Source organism: Cytobacillus solani, from assembly GCF_001420595.1.
In the GTDB taxonomy this organism is placed as follows: domain Bacteria; phylum Bacillota; class Bacilli; order Bacillales; family Cytobacillaceae; genus Cytobacillus; species Cytobacillus solani.
Genome location: NZ_LJIX01000006.1, coordinates 2695543 through 2712370, shown reverse-complemented (window position 1 = coordinate 2712370; position 16828 = coordinate 2695543). Strand labels below are relative to the sequence as shown.

Annotated in this window: 16 protein-coding genes; 11 read left to right on the top strand and 5 right to left on the bottom strand. The window is 35.7% G+C overall.

Going from position 1 to position 16828, the window contains the following annotated elements:
* Positions 1-9: 9 nt before the first annotated feature.
* From AN957_RS29010 to AN957_RS15370, 3 genes are read left to right on the top strand one after another with little or no spacing between them, the layout of a single operon-like run.
* A complete protein-coding gene (locus tag AN957_RS29010) occupies positions 10-366 on the top strand; it encodes an EamA family transporter (RefSeq protein ID WP_342668493.1) in 357 nt (118 codons plus the stop codon).
* A complete protein-coding gene (locus AN957_RS29005; protein ID WP_342668492.1) occupies positions 351-950 on the top strand; it encodes a DMT family transporter in 600 nt (199 codons plus the stop codon). The genes AN957_RS29010 and AN957_RS29005 overlap by 16 nt, the downstream gene beginning before the upstream one ends.
* A complete protein-coding gene (locus AN957_RS15370) occupies positions 947-1981 on the top strand; it encodes a DmpA family aminopeptidase (protein ID WP_053476334.1) in 1035 nt (344 codons plus the stop codon). The genes AN957_RS29005 and AN957_RS15370 overlap by 4 nt, the downstream gene beginning before the upstream one ends.
* 257 nt (positions 1982-2238) lie before the next feature.
* Here AN957_RS15370 and AN957_RS15365 read toward each other — a convergent pair whose 3' ends face one another.
* Positions 2239-4146, bottom strand: coding sequence for an endonuclease MutS2 (locus tag AN957_RS15365; RefSeq protein WP_053476333.1), 1908 nt, complete (start codon positions 4144-4146; stop codon positions 2239-2241).
* 602 nt (positions 4147-4748) lie between these two features.
* Here AN957_RS15365 and AN957_RS15360 point away from each other — a divergent pair.
* Positions 4749-5207, top strand: coding sequence for an SRPBCC family protein (locus tag AN957_RS15360; protein ID WP_053476332.1), 459 nt, complete (start codon positions 4749-4751; stop codon positions 5205-5207).
* A 61-nt stretch (positions 5208-5268) separates the two neighbouring features.
* Here the strand turns inward: AN957_RS15360 and AN957_RS15355 are convergent, their stop codons facing one another.
* Entirely contained in the window at positions 5269-5682 is a 414-nt protein-coding gene (locus AN957_RS15355) for an acyl-CoA dehydrogenase family protein (protein WP_231690084.1), read from the bottom strand.
* A 176-nt stretch (positions 5683-5858) separates the two neighbouring features.
* Between AN957_RS15355 and AN957_RS15350 the strand changes: the two genes are divergently transcribed.
* From AN957_RS15350 to AN957_RS15340, 3 genes are read left to right on the top strand one after another with little or no spacing between them, the layout of a single operon-like run.
* The gene (locus AN957_RS15350) at positions 5859-7355 is read left to right on the top strand and encodes a spore germination protein (RefSeq protein ID WP_053476330.1); all 1497 of its coding nucleotides are present in this window, start codon (positions 5859-5861) and stop codon (positions 7353-7355) included.
* A gap of 30 nt (positions 7356-7385) precedes the next feature.
* Positions 7386-8483 (top strand): GerAB/ArcD/ProY family transporter, encoded by a 1098-nt coding sequence (locus AN957_RS15345; RefSeq protein ID WP_172797644.1) that lies wholly within the window; start codon positions 7386-7388, stop codon positions 8481-8483.
* On the top strand, positions 8467-9552 hold the full coding sequence (locus AN957_RS15340) for a Ger(x)C family spore germination protein (RefSeq protein WP_053476328.1): 1086 nt from the start codon (positions 8467-8469) through the stop codon (positions 9550-9552). Before AN957_RS15345 ends, AN957_RS15340 begins: the two co-directional genes overlap by 17 nt.
* Positions 9553-9639: 87 nt before the next feature.
* Here the strand turns inward: AN957_RS15340 and AN957_RS15335 are convergent, their stop codons facing one another.
* Positions 9640-10839: an MFS transporter gene (locus AN957_RS15335; RefSeq protein ID WP_056684978.1), complete on the bottom strand. Its 1200-nt coding sequence runs from the start codon at positions 10837-10839 to the stop codon at positions 9640-9642.
* Positions 10840-11145: 306 nt separating this feature from the next.
* Positions 11146-12063 carry a spore germination protein gene (locus tag AN957_RS15330; protein WP_056684975.1) on the bottom strand — a complete coding sequence of 306 codons (918 nt, stop codon included), beginning with the start codon at positions 12061-12063 and terminating at the stop codon, positions 11146-11148.
* Positions 12064-12198: 135 nt separating this feature from the next.
* On the opposite strand from AN957_RS15330, the gene AN957_RS15325 reads away from it, so the two are divergent.
* Both AN957_RS15325 and AN957_RS15320 read left to right on the top strand, forming a co-directional pair.
* The gene (locus AN957_RS15325; RefSeq protein WP_053476324.1) at positions 12199-13569 is read left to right on the top strand and encodes an aldehyde dehydrogenase; all 1371 of its coding nucleotides are present in this window, start codon (positions 12199-12201) and stop codon (positions 13567-13569) included.
* A gap of 75 nt (positions 13570-13644) precedes the next feature.
* A complete protein-coding gene (locus AN957_RS15320; RefSeq protein ID WP_053476323.1) occupies positions 13645-13902 on the top strand; it encodes a hypothetical protein in 258 nt (85 codons plus the stop codon).
* 38 nt (positions 13903-13940) lie between these two features.
* On the opposite strand, the gene trhA is transcribed toward AN957_RS15320, so the two are convergent.
* Complete coding sequence (trhA, locus tag AN957_RS15315; protein ID WP_053476322.1) at positions 13941-14588, bottom strand: PAQR family membrane homeostasis protein TrhA; 648 nt, start codon at positions 14586-14588, stop codon at positions 13941-13943.
* Positions 14589-14729: 141 nt separating this feature from the next.
* Here trhA and AN957_RS15310 point away from each other — a divergent pair, with 141 nt between their 5' ends.
* Together AN957_RS15310 and AN957_RS15305 are read left to right on the top strand one after the other, a co-directional pair.
* Positions 14730-15317, top strand: coding sequence for a DUF1836 domain-containing protein (locus AN957_RS15310; protein WP_053476321.1), 588 nt, complete (start codon positions 14730-14732; stop codon positions 15315-15317).
* 355 nt (positions 15318-15672) lie between these two features.
* Positions 15673-16737, top strand: coding sequence for a multicopper oxidase domain-containing protein (locus AN957_RS15305; RefSeq protein WP_053476320.1), 1065 nt, complete (start codon positions 15673-15675; stop codon positions 16735-16737).
* Positions 16738-16828 lie beyond the last annotated feature (91 nt).

The following is a 16828-nucleotide window of genomic DNA, read 5'->3' as shown; positions in this document are numbered from 1 at the left end:
GTGACTCGATTGAAAAAACAGCAGACCTATTTTATTTTGTTTTTTGTTATGGTTGCATGGGGATTCAATGTCACAGCAACTAAAATGTTAGTCGAAAATTTCATGCCTGTAACAATGACAGCACTCCGTATTTTTGTTTCTGGGATTACTGTATTCCTTATTCTTTTTTCGATTAAGAAAGTTCGAATGCTTACAAAAAAGGAATTCCCTTATGTCTTTTTTGGAGGGTTATTTAATGTGGTTGCCCACCAGTATTTTTTATCGACTGGTCTTACACAGACCACTGCTACGAATGGAGGATTGATCCTTGGACTTGGCCCACTGTTAACAGCTATTTTGGCTGTCATTTTTTGGGAAATGTTCTAACAGGCATTCGTGTCATAGGCATTGTATTAGGACTTGCCGGTGTATCTTTTATTGTGTTTCAAGGCAGCAGCGGGATTGATGGCGTTTCAATAGGAGATATTTACATATTCATTTCTATCCTTGCACAGGCAGCCAGTTTTATCCTTATCAAAAAGGGATCAGAGACATTGGATCCTAGGCTAATGACTGGCTATATGCTGTTAATGGGTGCTGTTCTTCTCTTTGTGATCAGTTTATTTGTGGAGCCTGAAGGTTTAGCGAGCATGGCTAATCATTCTATCAGTCTATGGGCTGTATTCTTTGCTTCCGCCAATATTGCAACAGCAATCGGTCATATGGTCTATAACAGTGCCATAGGAAAAGTAGGAGCAGCGGAGGCTTCCATGTTTCTAAATTTAAATCCTTTTTTCGCACTAGTAGGGGCAGCGTTTTTTTTAGGAGAGAATATTACCATCACACATATGTTGGGCTTTATCCTTATATTGTTTGGTGTTGTGCTCGGTTCAGGTGCTTATGAAGAGATATATCGTAAATTTAAAAGGAATCAGGATATGACAGTGGAAAATAGGGGGAAATACATGTGAAGATAAGAAATCGCGGAATAACAATTGGAACTCTTTTACCGGGAAAAAAGAATTGCATTACTGATGTACAAGGAGTAAAAGTTGGACATGTAACCTTGGACTATCCTTTGGATGAAGGAGAATATGCATGCACAGGAGTGACCGCTATTCTGCCTCATGGGGATAATCTCTTTAAAGAAAAAGTTATTGCAGCAAGCTATGTGCTAAATGGGTTCGGAAAAACAACAGGTCTTGTCCAAGTGAATGAGTTAGGTGTGCTTGAATCACCAATTATGCTAACAAATACGTTTGGAGTTTCTGCAGTAACACAGGGCACTTTAGAGTATATGCTTCAAGAAAACCTTGAGATCGGTGATACAACAGGTACAATAAATATTGTCGTTGGCGAATGCAATGATGGTCAGTTAAATTCAATTAGGGAATTTCCTGTAAAGCCAAACCATGCGATTGAAGCGATACAGACTGCAACTGCGGATATCTCTTTGGAGGGGGCAGTCGGTGCGGGGAAAGGTATGGTTTGTTTTGGGTATAAAGGGGGAATTGGTTCCTCGTCTAGAGTGATTGAAGAGGGCAATCAAAAATATACAATCGGTTGTATGGTACTTAGTAATTTTGGCGGGAAGATAGAGTTTCCGTTTGAAAAGTATCGTGGGATTAAAGATGTCCGGAAAGGAATCGATGAAACTTCAGATGGTTCTATCATTATGGTTCTTGCAACAGATGTACCGTTAAGTGACAGACAGCTATTACGTGTTGCTAAACGATGCGGCATAGGATTAGGCCGAACGGGCAGTCATTTTAGCCATGGCAGCGGGGATATCGTCATTGCCTTTTCAACTGCTACTAAAATTCCCCACAATAGCGAAGCCATTCTTCAAACCACAACACATATTAGAGAGGATCATCCACTGATGAACCAGCTATTTGCCGGTGCAGCTGAAGCAACAGAGGAAGCGATTTTAAATTCGCTCTCACAAGCTGTAACAACAAAAGGCAGAAACGGGTTAGTAGTAGAATCAATGTTTTCTTAATAGGTTGAGGACTATAATAATATTATGTAAACAAGAAAAAAAATTACAATTAAAGGGAAATTTAGTTTCATAAAAGACTTAAAGGACCTCAAATTAACAATAAAAGGAATAAGTGGTTTCATAAAAGTAAAACGGTGACCAGAAATTACATAAACAGGAAAAAGAGGGCGCCTAGAATATTCTTTAGTGACCAGTATTAACAGTAAAAGGAAATACTGGTCACTAAAATATTCAGTGCGAGGAAGCTAGGCATCCTACTAATTATTGTTTTTTCGATTTTTTATCTCTGCATTCACTTTTTTCAATGCTTTTTTTGAGCCTCTTTCTATATCTCGCTGGAATTTCCGTTCTTCATAACTGACAAATAATAAATTCATATCGTATCCATCCGGGTATAATTCACTAGCTTTTATCTCAAGCTCCAATCTTTTTGCATTTACCTCTATGAATGCTTCTTTATAAAGGACAGCTACATGATTAAATGAATCTTTCTTTTTGTATACGATCCCAAAATCATCATATTCTGTTAACTTCACTTTATCTCCAACTTCAAAATCATAATCGGCAGCCTCTTCAAATGTCTCTTCATTGTTTTTGCGTATTTTACTATCTTTTACTCGTTCTAAATCGTATTTCTTATTGTTTATATATTGCTGTGCCTTTTGCAAAATATGCTCAGGGATATCCATTTTCCTCGCTATCCACAGTGCATTGCTATCTCCAGATTTCCCAATTATTAGTTTATACAAAGGTTCAAGTGTGTCACTATTGAATTGCATCGCGGCATTCATGAAATCGCTGTGAATCTCTGAATATCGTTTAATTTCTCCGTAATGTGTGGTTGCAACGGTGATGCAACCTTTCTTGTAAAATTCCTCAAGAATAGCGATGGCTAAGGAAGCACCTTCATTTGGTTCTGTTCCACTTCCTATTTCATCAAATAGCAGCAGTGTATGATTATTTGATGCTTTTAATATTTCTGAAAGATTTTTCATATGTGATGAAAAGGTACTTAGTGAATTTTCAATGCTTTGATTATCTCCGATATCAACATATATATGGTCAAATACGGCAAGCTCTGTTCCTTCATCAGCTGTGATGTGAAAACCTGACATAACCGCTAGTGATAAGATCCCAATTGTTTTCAGAACGATCGTTTTTCCGCCTGCATTTGGACCAGTAATGATTAAACTGCGATAATCCTTCCCAATTTCAAAGTCTAGAGGCACAATATTCCCTTGTAATAGAGGATGTTTGCACTTTACCAGTTTGATATATCCATGATTATTCAATTTAGGTTCAATGGCATCCACGCTTTTACTAAACTTAGCTTTAGCAAAGATCATATCGTACTGGCTTATTAATTCAATATTAATCCTAATTGCCCGAATCTCTTCAAGGATTATTCCTGAAAGGGTAGCTAAAATCTGATATTCTTCAATGGCTTCCTCGGCTTTAAGAACAGCTAATTCTGCATTTAATTTTGAGACGGATGCAGGCTCGATAAACACAGTGGATCCTTTAGAAGAAACCTCTACAATCGAACCAGCCACTTTGTTTTTATACGAGGCTTTTATAGGAATCGTAAAGCGGTCATCCTTTTTACTTATAAAAAATTCTTGAATGCATTCTTTGTTGGCACTGCTTCTAAGAAATTTATTTAAGCGTTCCTCAATTTTTTCTTCCGTCTTTGATATGTGATTGCGAATTCGTTTTAACTCTTTACTTGCTTCCGAGTCCACGCTGTTTCCTTTAATCGAGAAATTAATTTCATCTTCAATCCCCCTAAACTCAGTCATTGAGTGCGCATAAGAGTGCAAAATCGGAGCGAAAAATTCTTTGTCCGCCATAAACTTCTTAATGTTTCTGCAGCCTCTTAAAAAGTCAGAAATCGCGATTAGCTCTGATGGACTTAACATCATGCCTTTTTCTAGCTTTTCGATGTGATTGCCGATATTTGTAATCCCTTTTAATGGAAGATGGCTTTCGGCATTCAATAAATTCCGTGCCTCTGTTGTCTCGTTTAATCGGGTTCTTACAACTTTCATGTTTGTGCTTGGGTGAAGTTTATCAATTAATTCCTTACCAAGACTGCTGCTGCAAAAAGTTTTCACGATTTCTTTAAGCTCATGATATTGTAATTTTTCAAAAGTCATTGTATTCATATTTGCCTCCATTGTATCGTCTTAGATATAAAAAAATGCCCGCAAAAACTCTCCTACCTTTCCAAATAACGTAAAAAAATTGTTATTTGGGTAGAAAGCTCCTGCGGGCATCTGCTTTGTATGAAACAAAGCATAAATATCGTCAACAATAAGGGGAATGAAGCAAAAAAGCATGACAGGACAAATCCCGCCATGCTTTTCGTCATAACATACTTAATGTTACACGAATATATGGAAAAGGAAGCAGTCTTAAGGTAGGCATTCACAATGAAACACATTGTGAAAAAAGGCAGACTTAATAAACTGGCTAAACCAGTTATTAAAACCTTATTCAACTAAATTAGTTGATACCTACTCCCGACATAAATCCCCACACCTTTTTTTAGAATAAATAAAATATAGCATTCATAAAATCATGAGTCAACTTAATATTTTATAAATCAGCAAAATTAATTTAAATCAATTAAGCAGGAAAAATAAATAAGTAAGTTGAATTTAAAAGGGACTTTACAAATCAGGAGCTGATTTCATCATTGCAAACTTAAAAAACAGAATGGTTAAACTAAATAGAAATATAAGGAACCTTTATGAGGAGGGAACACATGACTAACCCATCATTTGTTTATGTGACTTATATTGCAACAACTCCTGAAAAACTTTGGCATGCACTTACTGAAGGAGAAATGACGGAGAAGTATTTCTTCGGCAGTAAGATTGAATCAAATTGGCAAGTGGGGTCAGAGGTTACTTATTCTAGAAATGGGACAGTTTGTGACTATGGAACAATCCTTACTTGTGAGCCAAAGCGTTTGCTTTCTTTTACATGGACGTATGTAAATGATAAAGCCATCCGTGACGAACCCACTATTGTAACGTTTAAATTAGCATCGATGGATAATATTGTTAAATTTACTTTAAAACATGAAAACCTGGTTTCGAGTGATATGGTGGAGCAGGAAGATACGTTTGAAGGATTTAACAATGGATGGCCTGCAATATTAAGCAATTTAAAGAGTTTGCTTGAAACAGGCCATACCTTGCCGCCAATTTCAATTACTTAAATAAGAAAGTCGTCCATTTTAAGTAATCGATATTTAAGACGGACGACTTCTTCATTTTCGTTTATTCAATTTCCTTTAAGGCAATTTCCTGATAAACCTTGAAAATGGATGAGCAAAAATCATCCCATTCTATGGCTGCGTCAATTGAAACATCATTAACCTCACCTAGTACAGGTCTTTGTAATAAATCTTCCAGCTGTAAGCTAAACTTATATTTCTTCTCCTCTGATGTACCATCTAAAATACTCGCAACAAATTCAGCAGGAGAATACCAATCCGATACTCTTTGAATATCACGGAAGATTTGCGTCAATAGAAGATTTCGCGGTCCTTCCCATTGCTCATTCACAACAACGTCTCTGAATATTCGCGGCAATGATGAAAATTCCTCCATTACCCCGTGCCCAGCAAAGACTGATATGGCTTCTCGCAAAACATCCGCTCCTTCATTTGTAGTACAATTTTTTTGCAGCAATACTAATTCTCTCAAATTGAATAATTGCTTTCTTAACTCAAGTGGTATTTCTGTTGAGATGCTTTCTGCCTTCTTAAATATTAGGAACAAAAAAGAAAAAGCGTATAATTTAAATGCTTCTTGTAAATTATGAAAATAGGTACTCATTTTGTTATTTTTAAACGGGTGATTTGTAGATGAGAATTTGGAGGAATAAAAAAAAATTAGACAAAAATGAAAAGGATCCTAAAAAGGATGATTCTTTCCAAGTTTTGTTGCAGCAATTATCGGAATCTGACGAATTTACGCAATTTACGTATGCATCAAGGTCATCAACGCTTTGTATAGGATATTACACATCTTTAATAGATACAGAAATTTTGCATCGGGATATTATGCCCTACTTAAAAGAGTTGGAAGTTATTACTTCCTTGCCTAATGTCATTCCCATAGAAGAAGTAACCCTTGAAAAGGATACAACAATAATTCAGGATCAATTGTTAAGAGGTCATGTAATCATTTTTGATGTAAATAATTTAAACCAAATGGGTCTTGCAAAAGCAAGTGTTGAAAGAACACGTCAAGTAGCCATTCCCGAGGTGGAATTTAGTGTTGTAGGTCCGAAAGAGGCATTTGTAGAATCACTTGATACGAATATTAACCTCGTTCGAAAAAGATTGCCATTGCCAGAGTTAATCATAAAGGAATTACATATTGGAAAAATATCAAAAACGAGAGTTTCTGTACTTTATATTGAAGGAATCGCGAATAAAGAGAACGTGAATACAGTTATTCAAAGGTTATCAGAGCTACAGGTGGACCAAATTAATGATAGTTCTTATCTTACACAGTTAATACAGGACAATCAAAATTCGCCATTTCCGCAATTAATCGATACGGAGCGTCCAGATCGGATTGCTTCGGTGCTTGGGGAAGGGAAGGTTGCCATTTTAGTTGATGGTGCTCCTCACGGCTTAATTGGACCGACAACCTTTTTTGAATTTTTTTCTGCATTTGAAGACTATTTTTTAAATTGGACGGTCGCCTCTTTCTTCCGTTTAGTGAGATTTTTTGCCGTCTTATTTTCTATTTTAGTCACGCCCATTTATGTCGCAGTTCTTACATATCATTATGAATTAATTCCTAAAGACATGTTAAGTACATTAATTACTTCAAGAAGCGCGATTCCATTGCCTCCGATCATGGAAGCACTTGTACTGGAATTGACGATTGAATTATTAAGGGAAGCAGGAGCTAGACTCCCTACAAAGGTTGGACAGACAATTGGTATCGTTGGCGGTATTGTTATTGGGACAGCCTCGGTAGAAGCAGGTTTAACAAGTAATGTTTTATTAATTATTGTTGCCTTGGGGGCATTAGCATCCTTCACTACTCCTGTTTACCAAATGGGCAATACGATCCGATTAATTCGTTTCCCCTTTTTATTGATGGCGCATTATATCGGCTTATTAGGCGTTGCAATTAGCTTTTGTTTCCTTCTTATTCATTTATTAAGATTATCTTCACTTGGGAGACCGTTTCTTGAACCATTTTATCCCCTTAGAGTTCAGGATTTAAAGGATTCTCTTATCCGCCTGCCATTTTCAAAGCAAACGAAAAGGCCAATCCTTGAGCAAACGGAAGATACGATGCGATTTGATCCAATGAAAGCAAAAGAAAAGAATGACATATAAAGGGATAGAGAAAGGGAGCGTGTGTTTGATTTGGAAACAAAAGAACTGCAAATATCACCTTTTCTCGTTTTCTTTATCATTAATGCTGTTCAAGTTGGGATTGGCGTGTTAGGATTCCAGCGGGTCATTATGAAGTCCGCTGGGAATGACTCTTGGATGGTTGTTTTAGCTGCGGGTATGATGGTAAGTTTCATTATTTGGTTAATGTATCTACTACTTAACAGACATCAGAAGGATATTGTACAGATTCAAAAGGATATATTTGGAAAGTGGGTTGGCAGCTTCATAAGCTTAATATGGATTATTTATTGGTTATTGATAGGAATTGTAACTTTAAGAAATTATATTGAAATTGTTGAGGTATGGATGTTTCCTACAATAAATATTTACATGTTTAGTCTGATCTTTATTATTCTTGTCTATTATTGTGTATCTGGTGGTTTCCGCGTTGTTACTGGTCTTAGCTTTTTAGGTGTATGCATTCCATTTTATTTATTTTTTACATTTCTATTCCCAATCGAGTTTGCACATTTTCGGAATTTGCTGCCCATTTGGAACCACTCCATTAAGGATATCACTTTTTCTATTAAAGATATGATTATAGGATATTTAGGGTTTTCAACCTTGCTCATGTATTATCCATATATTAAGCACCCAAAAAAATCGCAAAAGTGGGCGCATTTAGGGAATTTATTAACGATGGTCATTTATTTATTCATTTTAATCATCACTATTGGATTTTTTAGTGAGAAGCAAGTAAGTAGGCAAATTTGGGCAACCTTATCATTATGGAAAATTGTTGAAATGCCATTTGTAGAAAGGTTTGAGTACATTGGTATTACATCATGGGCTTTGATCATTCTTCCAAATATCTGTTTATCTGTTTGGGCTTCAACAAAAGGCATTCAAAAAATTTTTAATTTAAAGCCAAAAAGAGTGGTAATCGTAATACTGAGTATATTATTTTGTGTAACTGTAGCAGTACAGGGAAGAGAGGATATTGCTCTGTTAAGTAAAACGATGTCGTTAATAGGATTATGTTTAGGCTTCATTTATGTTCCTTTGCTCACCTTAATATCTTTTCTGCTATCTAAAATGAGGAGGGGGAAGTTTGAGAAGGGTACCTAATTTCCTAATTCTTTGCCTAACAATGCTACTTTTTCTTTCGGGATGTATGAATATTAAGGCAAGAGTGCTGGATGATATTCAATTGGCTACAGCAGCGGGTTACGAATACATTGATGAAGATAAAATAGAGCTTACTGCAGTTTTCCCGAATTTTCAACCAGATAAATCGGTGAAAAATGAAACATTGGTTGCTTCTTCTATTTTAAGTAAAGAAGTTCGCGATAAACTTAGTTTGCAATCAGAAAAACCTTTGGTCAGTGGGAAACTAGAAGTAACTTTATATGAAAAGAAAACTGCAGAAAGAGGAATTAAGGATTTATTAGACACATTGGAGCGGGATCCATCTGTAGGGTCAAATGTTTATCTTGCAGTGGTTGACGGAAGCCCAAAAGAATTGCTAAATAAGCAGTATGGAAATATGGATAATGGGATATTTTTATCTAATCTTATCGAGCAAAATATCGAATCAGGTTTAATTCATAAAACGAATTTACATCAATTTTCATATAAGTATTACGCAGAAGGAATAGACCCGATGCTTCCTATAATTGAACAAAAGAATGGCAAAATAAACCTTAAAGCAATCGGTTTATTTGATGAGGATAAATTGGTCGATCAAATTGAAGAGAAAATGTATTTTTATTTGAAAATTCTCTTGAATCGAAAAGGGGAAAATGATACTCATGCAATTCAATTGGGTGAAAAAACTAAACTTTCTATATTTAATATTAGCTCAAAGAGAAAGTATCATATTCCAAAACCAATGACAAACTCTGAGATTACTGTAAAAGTAAAGTTAAAATCAATGATTCGAGAATATAATGATGGGGAATTAACCGATCGTAAGATAAAGGAGTTAGAAAAGGCATTTGAAGAGGATATAAAACGTAATTCGGAAGAAATGATTAAACAATTTCAAGAAAAAGAAATTGATCCTTTAGGCATTGGTGAAGAGGTTCGTTCTCGAACGCGTAATTGGAATAAGGAAAAATGGGAAGAAATCTATCCGGATATAAAAATATCTGTACAGGTCACGATGGATATTATTCAATCAGGAATCGTTGAATAGCACAGAACTTAATAAATATATATGAAGTAAAAAAATCTTCCTCCGGACGAATAGATTGTAGCGGAGGAAGATTTTAAAATAATGCTCCTAGGCCTTTTGAACTTTCCTAGTTTTTGAAAGCATACCAAGATAAAGAATGATAGAGCAAAGTACAGAAACTGCTGAAACAGCATAAATAGCACTGTATCCAAACCAGTGGGCAATTTGTCCAAACATGATCGCACCGATTCCGACACCAAGATCAAAGAAGGAGAAGAAAGTTGCATTCGCCATTCCTCTGCGATTAGCAGGTGCCTCTTTAACAGACCAAGCTTGTAAAGCAGGCTGAACAGTCCCGAATCCAAGACCATACAAAATCGCAGCAATATAAAGAAATAGACTGTTTGGCAGCCATGATAATAGGATCATAGAAATAATAATTAATAGTGCGCCAGGAATGAAAACAGCACGATGTCCTTTCTGATCATACAGTTTTCCTGCAAAAGTTCGACTAACCATTAAAGCTAGTGCATAGAGGAGGAAATACCATTGAATACCAGGGATTCCTTTCTGAGCTGAATAGATGGGAAGAAAGGATGCGATTCCCCCGAATGTAACTGTGATAAAAAATAAGAGCATGGATGGAGGGAGGGCACTTTTTTCGTAAATATCCCATTTTTTAAGCTGTACAGTCTGCGGCTCAACTTTCTTATATCGAATCGTGGAGGATAAGAAAAATGCAGCAAGGCCAAGAATTGCACAGATTAAAAATAGCTGGGTGAAAGAAACCACACCGACTAAAGCAAGACCTAATGTCGGTCCGAATGCGAGGGCCAAGTTTCCTGAAAGACCATAATAGCCCATCCCTTCCCCGCGTCTTTTAGCTGGTATTAAATCTGTTGCAATTGTACCGGAAGCTGTTGTTGAAAAACCCCATCCCAGTCCTTGGATAATCCTCATAATAAACAAGAAAACTAAACTTTTAACAAATCCAAACGAACCGACAGATAGGACGAAAATTCCAAGTCCAGTCAGGTATACAAACCTTCTTCCTTTAGACTCTAGTGCATGCCCTGCATATGGCCGTAGAAGAAGGGCAGAAAAAGTAAAAATCCCCACAACGATCCCTATTAGTTGATCATTTCCTCCAAGCTCCTCTACAAATAATGGAATTGTTGGCAAGGTCATTTGAAACCCAAGAAAAATAAAAAAATTAGATAAACAAATGATAACAAAATCACGAGTCCATATTTTCTCGGTATGTATCTGCTGTTTTACTGCAGATTCAGAACGTGAATCACTACCCATTAAAGATTTCCTCCTATAATGAAAACTTGTTTTTAGGATACTTTTCCAGAATAATTGCTGATACTGGTAAAATTGCATCCGATAAAGAATAATATTTAGAGTCGCTAAATATATTGTCTATTCTACTAGAAATTTGCTCATTTTTCTATTGGAAGAGGTCAAGAATAAAACGAAATCATTTCAGTACGCCTAGTAAGGCACATACAAATGTCGCCGCTGTTAATGAAAACACAGCAATAGAACCTGCTTTTTTTTTATCTCTCCACAGTGTAATTGTAAATCATAAAGAATAAAGTGAGATAATCATTAAAACAATATTAAATAGTGATCTTCAGAAATATGGAAGAAAGACCAAAAGGTAGCTGGCAGCACTAATGAATCCGGTGAATTATCCATTAACAAAACAATATAACCATCTTCGAGAAAAGCTGAAGCTCGATCCGGTCTTTCTGTATAAAGAATGGATGGGAATAATGAAAGCTTTCTCTCCTCTATATGCTGCTCCAGCAAGGCAAGGTTTTGCACAGAATCTACATTTAATGAGTTAACCCTATTTTTGATATTGTCGAGCAATTGCTCATTTGCTAAATCTTTGATATAGACAATAAAGAGTTCATTATTTGTCCGTTTAGATAAAACAGCCGATTCTACGATAAGGTTTTCATCCCTAATTCTTTTTCGAATGAGAGAGATATTGGACGCTGCCTTTTCAGTAAATGCTTCTTTAGGCCCTTTAAGAACGATTTCATTATCAGCATTGCTTACATCTCTTCCTTGAAAATTAGCAGCCGTGATGCTATAGGCTTTCGTGTAGTCATCAATAAGTAATACAGCATTCCCTTTATTGATTTCATAGATTGCATCCTTATTACAATCGACAGTAGATAAAGCTTGTACCGCTAATAAATTCTCGATACTACATGATGGGTTATCATTGTTCAGCAACGGTTGAATCGCGTATTCATCTAAAAGCTTAATATCGGTTATGGTTGAAATAGAAATAAGACAAGCCTGCTTATTCAATCCGCCAATTTGAAACGTTCGGAATTTGACATCTTTATTATCAGGAAAGGAATAGATTTTTTTAAATATTGACATTGAATATTCAATGTCAGCATGAATTTTTTGTTCTTTAATTTGAATTTCTTCTGTGTTTGATTTTTCATAAAACGGATTGTTCTTCTTATTTGACGAAAAAGTTTTTTTTAGTAAATCACCTAACATTTGCTACCCCTCCCAATAGTAAGTGTTCCACAGTTATATGAAGTTATGTAAAGACTTTCGCGGAGGAATGTTAATCATTCTTGGATAATGCTACAATTTAATTAATTCAATCATGATGAAAAAGGGGGCGCTAAAGTGGAGAAATATGGAGACTTGATAGAGAAACAAAGGAAGTTCTATTTACAGGGAAAAACGAAGGAGCTATCTTTTCGGCTGGAAGCCTTGAAAAAACTACAAAGTCTTATTCGAACAAATGAACAAGAATTGATGGATGCTTTAAAGAAGGATTTAAACAAAAGTGAATTTGATACGTATTTAACAGAAATAGGAATTGTACTTGAAGAGATAAAATTTACTCTGAAGCATTTGCATGCTTGGGCCAAACCGAGAAGGGTGAAATCTTCTCTGGCAACGCTTGGATCAAAAAGCTATATCTATCCAGAACCGTATGGAGTTGCTCTAGTAATCTCTCCGTGGAATTATCCGTTTCAATTAGCTATAGCCCCACTGGCAGGTGCGCTTGCAGCTGGAAACTGTGTAATTTTGAAGCCTTCGGAATTAACACCGAATACATCTGCTTTGTTAGACAAACTGATTAGTGAAAATTTCCCTGAAGAGTATATTGCTGTTGTTGAAGGCGGTGTTGGGGTGAGCACGGCTTTGCTGAATGAAAAGGTTGATTATATCTTTTTTACAGGCAGTGTGTCCGTTGGAAAGGTAGTTATGCAAGCAGCTGCAAAAAATTTAACTCCAGTTACCCTTGAGTTAGGAGGAAAAAGTCCGTGTATTGTTCATGAAGATGCAAACCTGAAATTAGCAGCAAAGAGGATTGCTTGGGGCAAATTTACAAATGCAGGACAAACTTGTGTAGCACCTGATTATTTATATGTACACAGTCGTGTGAAGAATGAATTTTTACATGAACTAAAACTGGCTATTCATGACCTATATAGTGAAAATATTTTTGATTCCGGTCAATTTACAAAAATAGTAAGTGAGAGGCATTTTAAGCGGCTAATATCCTTTCTAAATAATGGCGAACAGTATCTTGGCGGGAAATATGATGAAACCAAACTTACCATCGAACCGACGATATTAGATATGATTCACTGGAATGATGAAGTGATGCAGGATGAAATATTTGGGCCGATTTTGCCTGTGATGGATTATGAATCCTTGCCGAAGATTATCAGTGAGATTCAAAGTAGACATAAACCACTTGCATTATATATTTTTACAGAAAATGAAAAAATACAGAAAAAAATATTGAACGAGATTTCATTTGGCGGGGGCTGTATTAATGACACCGTTTATCACCTTAGCTCCCCTTATTTGCCATTTGGCGGAGTAGGAGAAAGCGGAATAGGCGCGTATCATGGTAAGGGGAGCTTCGATGTATTTACCCATGAAAAAAGTATTTTAAAACAAACAACCATGTTTGATCTTCCCTTTCGATACCCAACAATGAAAAATGGATTAAAATTTATCAAAAGAATTCTGAACTAAAAATCCAATGTAATAATTCGGTAAAAATAGTATAATATTAAATTGTGGAATCATTCTGCAAAAGGAGGGACCTAGATGGAATTTTCATTAGGGTTACTTATTAGTGTAGCTGTGACGATTTATTTAGTAATAGATGCACCTAAGCATAATAAAAGTCCTGTATTATGGGGGATTCTCGGCTTTATTTTAGGATTGCTAGGCCTTGGTATATACCTGATTGTTACTGGAAGAAAAGTATTAGGATGGATCATTGTTGTTCTATATATTATCCTTGTCATTATAATTATTTTGTTCTTTGCAGTAATCTTTGCCGCACTATTTAATATGCAATAAAAAAAACCGTTCTGCTTATTAGCGCAGAACGGTTTTTACTATATCACGTATAAGAAAACACTTAAAAAATGGGCGAGGCTGCCAAGCATAATAAAAATATGAAAAATTTCATGAAAGCCGAAATGTTTGAACTCCAAAAATTTAGGTTTTATTGCATAAATGGCTCCGCCAATGGTGTAAAGAACCCCTCCAAAAATTAATAAAAACAGACCAGGGGAACTTAATGATTCTGAAAGTGGAGAGAATGCAAATATAATAATCCAGCCCATTGCAATATAAAGAGCAGTTGAAAGCCATCTTGGACAGTTGAACCAGATCATTTTAAATAATATGCCAGAGATGGCTACTGCCGTAACGATTCCAAATAATAACCACCCTGTTACTCCGTTTAAGCTGATCAAGCAAAATGGTGTATACGAGCCTGCAATTAATATGAAAATCATGGAATGGTCAAGCCTTCTTAAAAATGCGATTACTTTGTCTTTAGCAATGACCATATGATAGGTTGCCGAAGCTGAATAAAGCAGTATCATGCTAATTCCAAAAATGATTACTGCTGTAATGGCAAGTGCAGATGAGGTTGTCATAGAAGCCTTAATGACCATAGCTAACAACCCAATGAAAGAAAGAATGGCGCCAGCGAGATGGGTCAGTCCATTAATTGGCTCTCGAATATAAGAATTCATAAGTAAATCCCCCTATTAGCGTTTGATGTAGTATTGATAACTACTTATAATCATATAACCATTCTATCAAGTAGTCAACATTTACATAACCCTTTTTTTTAAGTAATATTAAATTAATAAATATTATAGTAGGGGAATAGAATGGATCAAATACAGGATATGATAGATAAACTTGGCTTAAATAATCAAATTACATTAGAAGAGATTCCGCAAATCGATTTATACATGGATCAGGTCATCCAATTGTTTGAAAATAAATTCAGCAACTCTAAACGGAATGAAGATGAAAAGGTTCTAACAAAAACGATGATTAATAATTATGCTAAAGGCAAATTGTTTTTCCCAATCAAGAACAAAAAATATTCCAAAGAACATCTCATTTTAATAAGTCTCATTTATCAATTAAAAGGGGTACTTTCTATTAATGATATTAAGGAGACACTTTTTAAAATTAATGAAAAAACGAGTATGAATCAATTTCATCTAGACGGTTTTTATGAAAGCTATCTGCATGTTGCAAGCAAAAATATCGAAAACTTCAATGAGGACATAGTCGCAAAATCAATCGTTGTCAAAAATGAAATCGATTTGCTCGAAGATCCTGAAAAAGAAGATCTTCAAAAAATATTAATGATAGCTTCCCTTGCAAATATGAGTAATCTTTATCGTAGAGCTGCAGAAAAGCTCGTTGATGAATTAGCTATCGTACAAAAGAAAAAAGAGAAGTAATCTGTAGGAAAATAAGGGACAACAATCGCTTTTAAGGTATACAAAATCGTCTTAGCAAAGAAAAAGGTACGAAACCATGATGGAGGTTTTCGTACCTTTTTTATGTTAAATGTTCAGACTTAAAGAAATCGAGTAGATAGGAAGGCTGAAACTAGACAAGTTCCTCCTTTATCGATCAGGTTAGAAATATTTTCGCAATAATTTCAGAACAAAACAACCTTTATCACTTGATTACACACTTCTTCACAAATCCTTCACACATTTATATGCTTATGTGAGAAAAATCACCTATTTGGATGCGGAATGTCATTATTATAAAAGTATGAAAGGAAATTAAAAAGAGGGGGAAACACAAATGAATAAAGGTGTAAAAATTCTTCTTACTTCCGCTTTAGGCATTGGACTTTTAACAGGATGCAACCAACAAGCAGCAGATTCAAAAAACAACAAGGATATGGAACAAAAGGTATTGGCAGCAGAAAAAGGTGAGGTAGAAGTAATTAAGCCGCATCAAGGGCTGAATCAAAAACCAATTCCATTAAAAATGGAGCGAGTTGGCCCGAACGAAGTAAACGTGGAAATGACTTCACAAATAACTGATATTGAAATTGATAAAGGAAAAATGTACAAGGCATGGACTTTTAATGGAGAGGCACCAGGGCCATTAGTAGTAGTAAATGAAGGAGATACAATTAACTTCACACTAAAAAATATGGATCCAGCCATTCCGCATAGCATGGACTTTCATGCTGTACATGCATCACCTTCAAAGGACTTCACAAATGTAGAGCCTGATGAAACAGGAACATTCAGCTATCCAGCAAATAAACCAGGTGTCTTTATGTATCATTGTGGAACATCACCAGTACTATCACATATTGCGAATGGTATGCATGGAACAATCATTGTTAAACCAAAAGCTGGGTATCCGACAGATAAAGATATCGATAGAGAATTTGTTATCGTTCAAAATGAATGGTATAAGTACAATGATTTAGAAGACTTTACAAATGGTGTTCCTAGTCATGTGGTCATGTCTACAAAAGCATTGAAAGAAGGCGACCAAAACACAAATGGTGATACATTTAGCCTTAAAGATAAACCATTACTAGCTAAGGTTGGTGACAAGGTTAGAATTTATGTTAATAACGTAGGTCCGAATGAAGTAAGCTCATTCCATGTAGTTGGAACTGTCTTCGATGATGTATATATGGACGGCAATCCATTTAATCATATGAAAGGTCTTCAAACAGTTATGCTTCCAGCTAGTGGTGGAGCAGTTGTAGAATTTACAGTTACACGTGAAGGCAGCTATTCAATTCTAACACATCAATTCAACCATGCTCAAAAAGGAGCCGTCGCTATCTTAAAGGTGACTGAAACTGGAGAAGATGACGGCACGGCAACAATGGGCCATTAATAAATTTTCATAAAAACAACACACACATATTATATATAAAAACAATACAAAAGTGAACCCTTTTTGACAAATTAATGGGCAGTACTTTCCC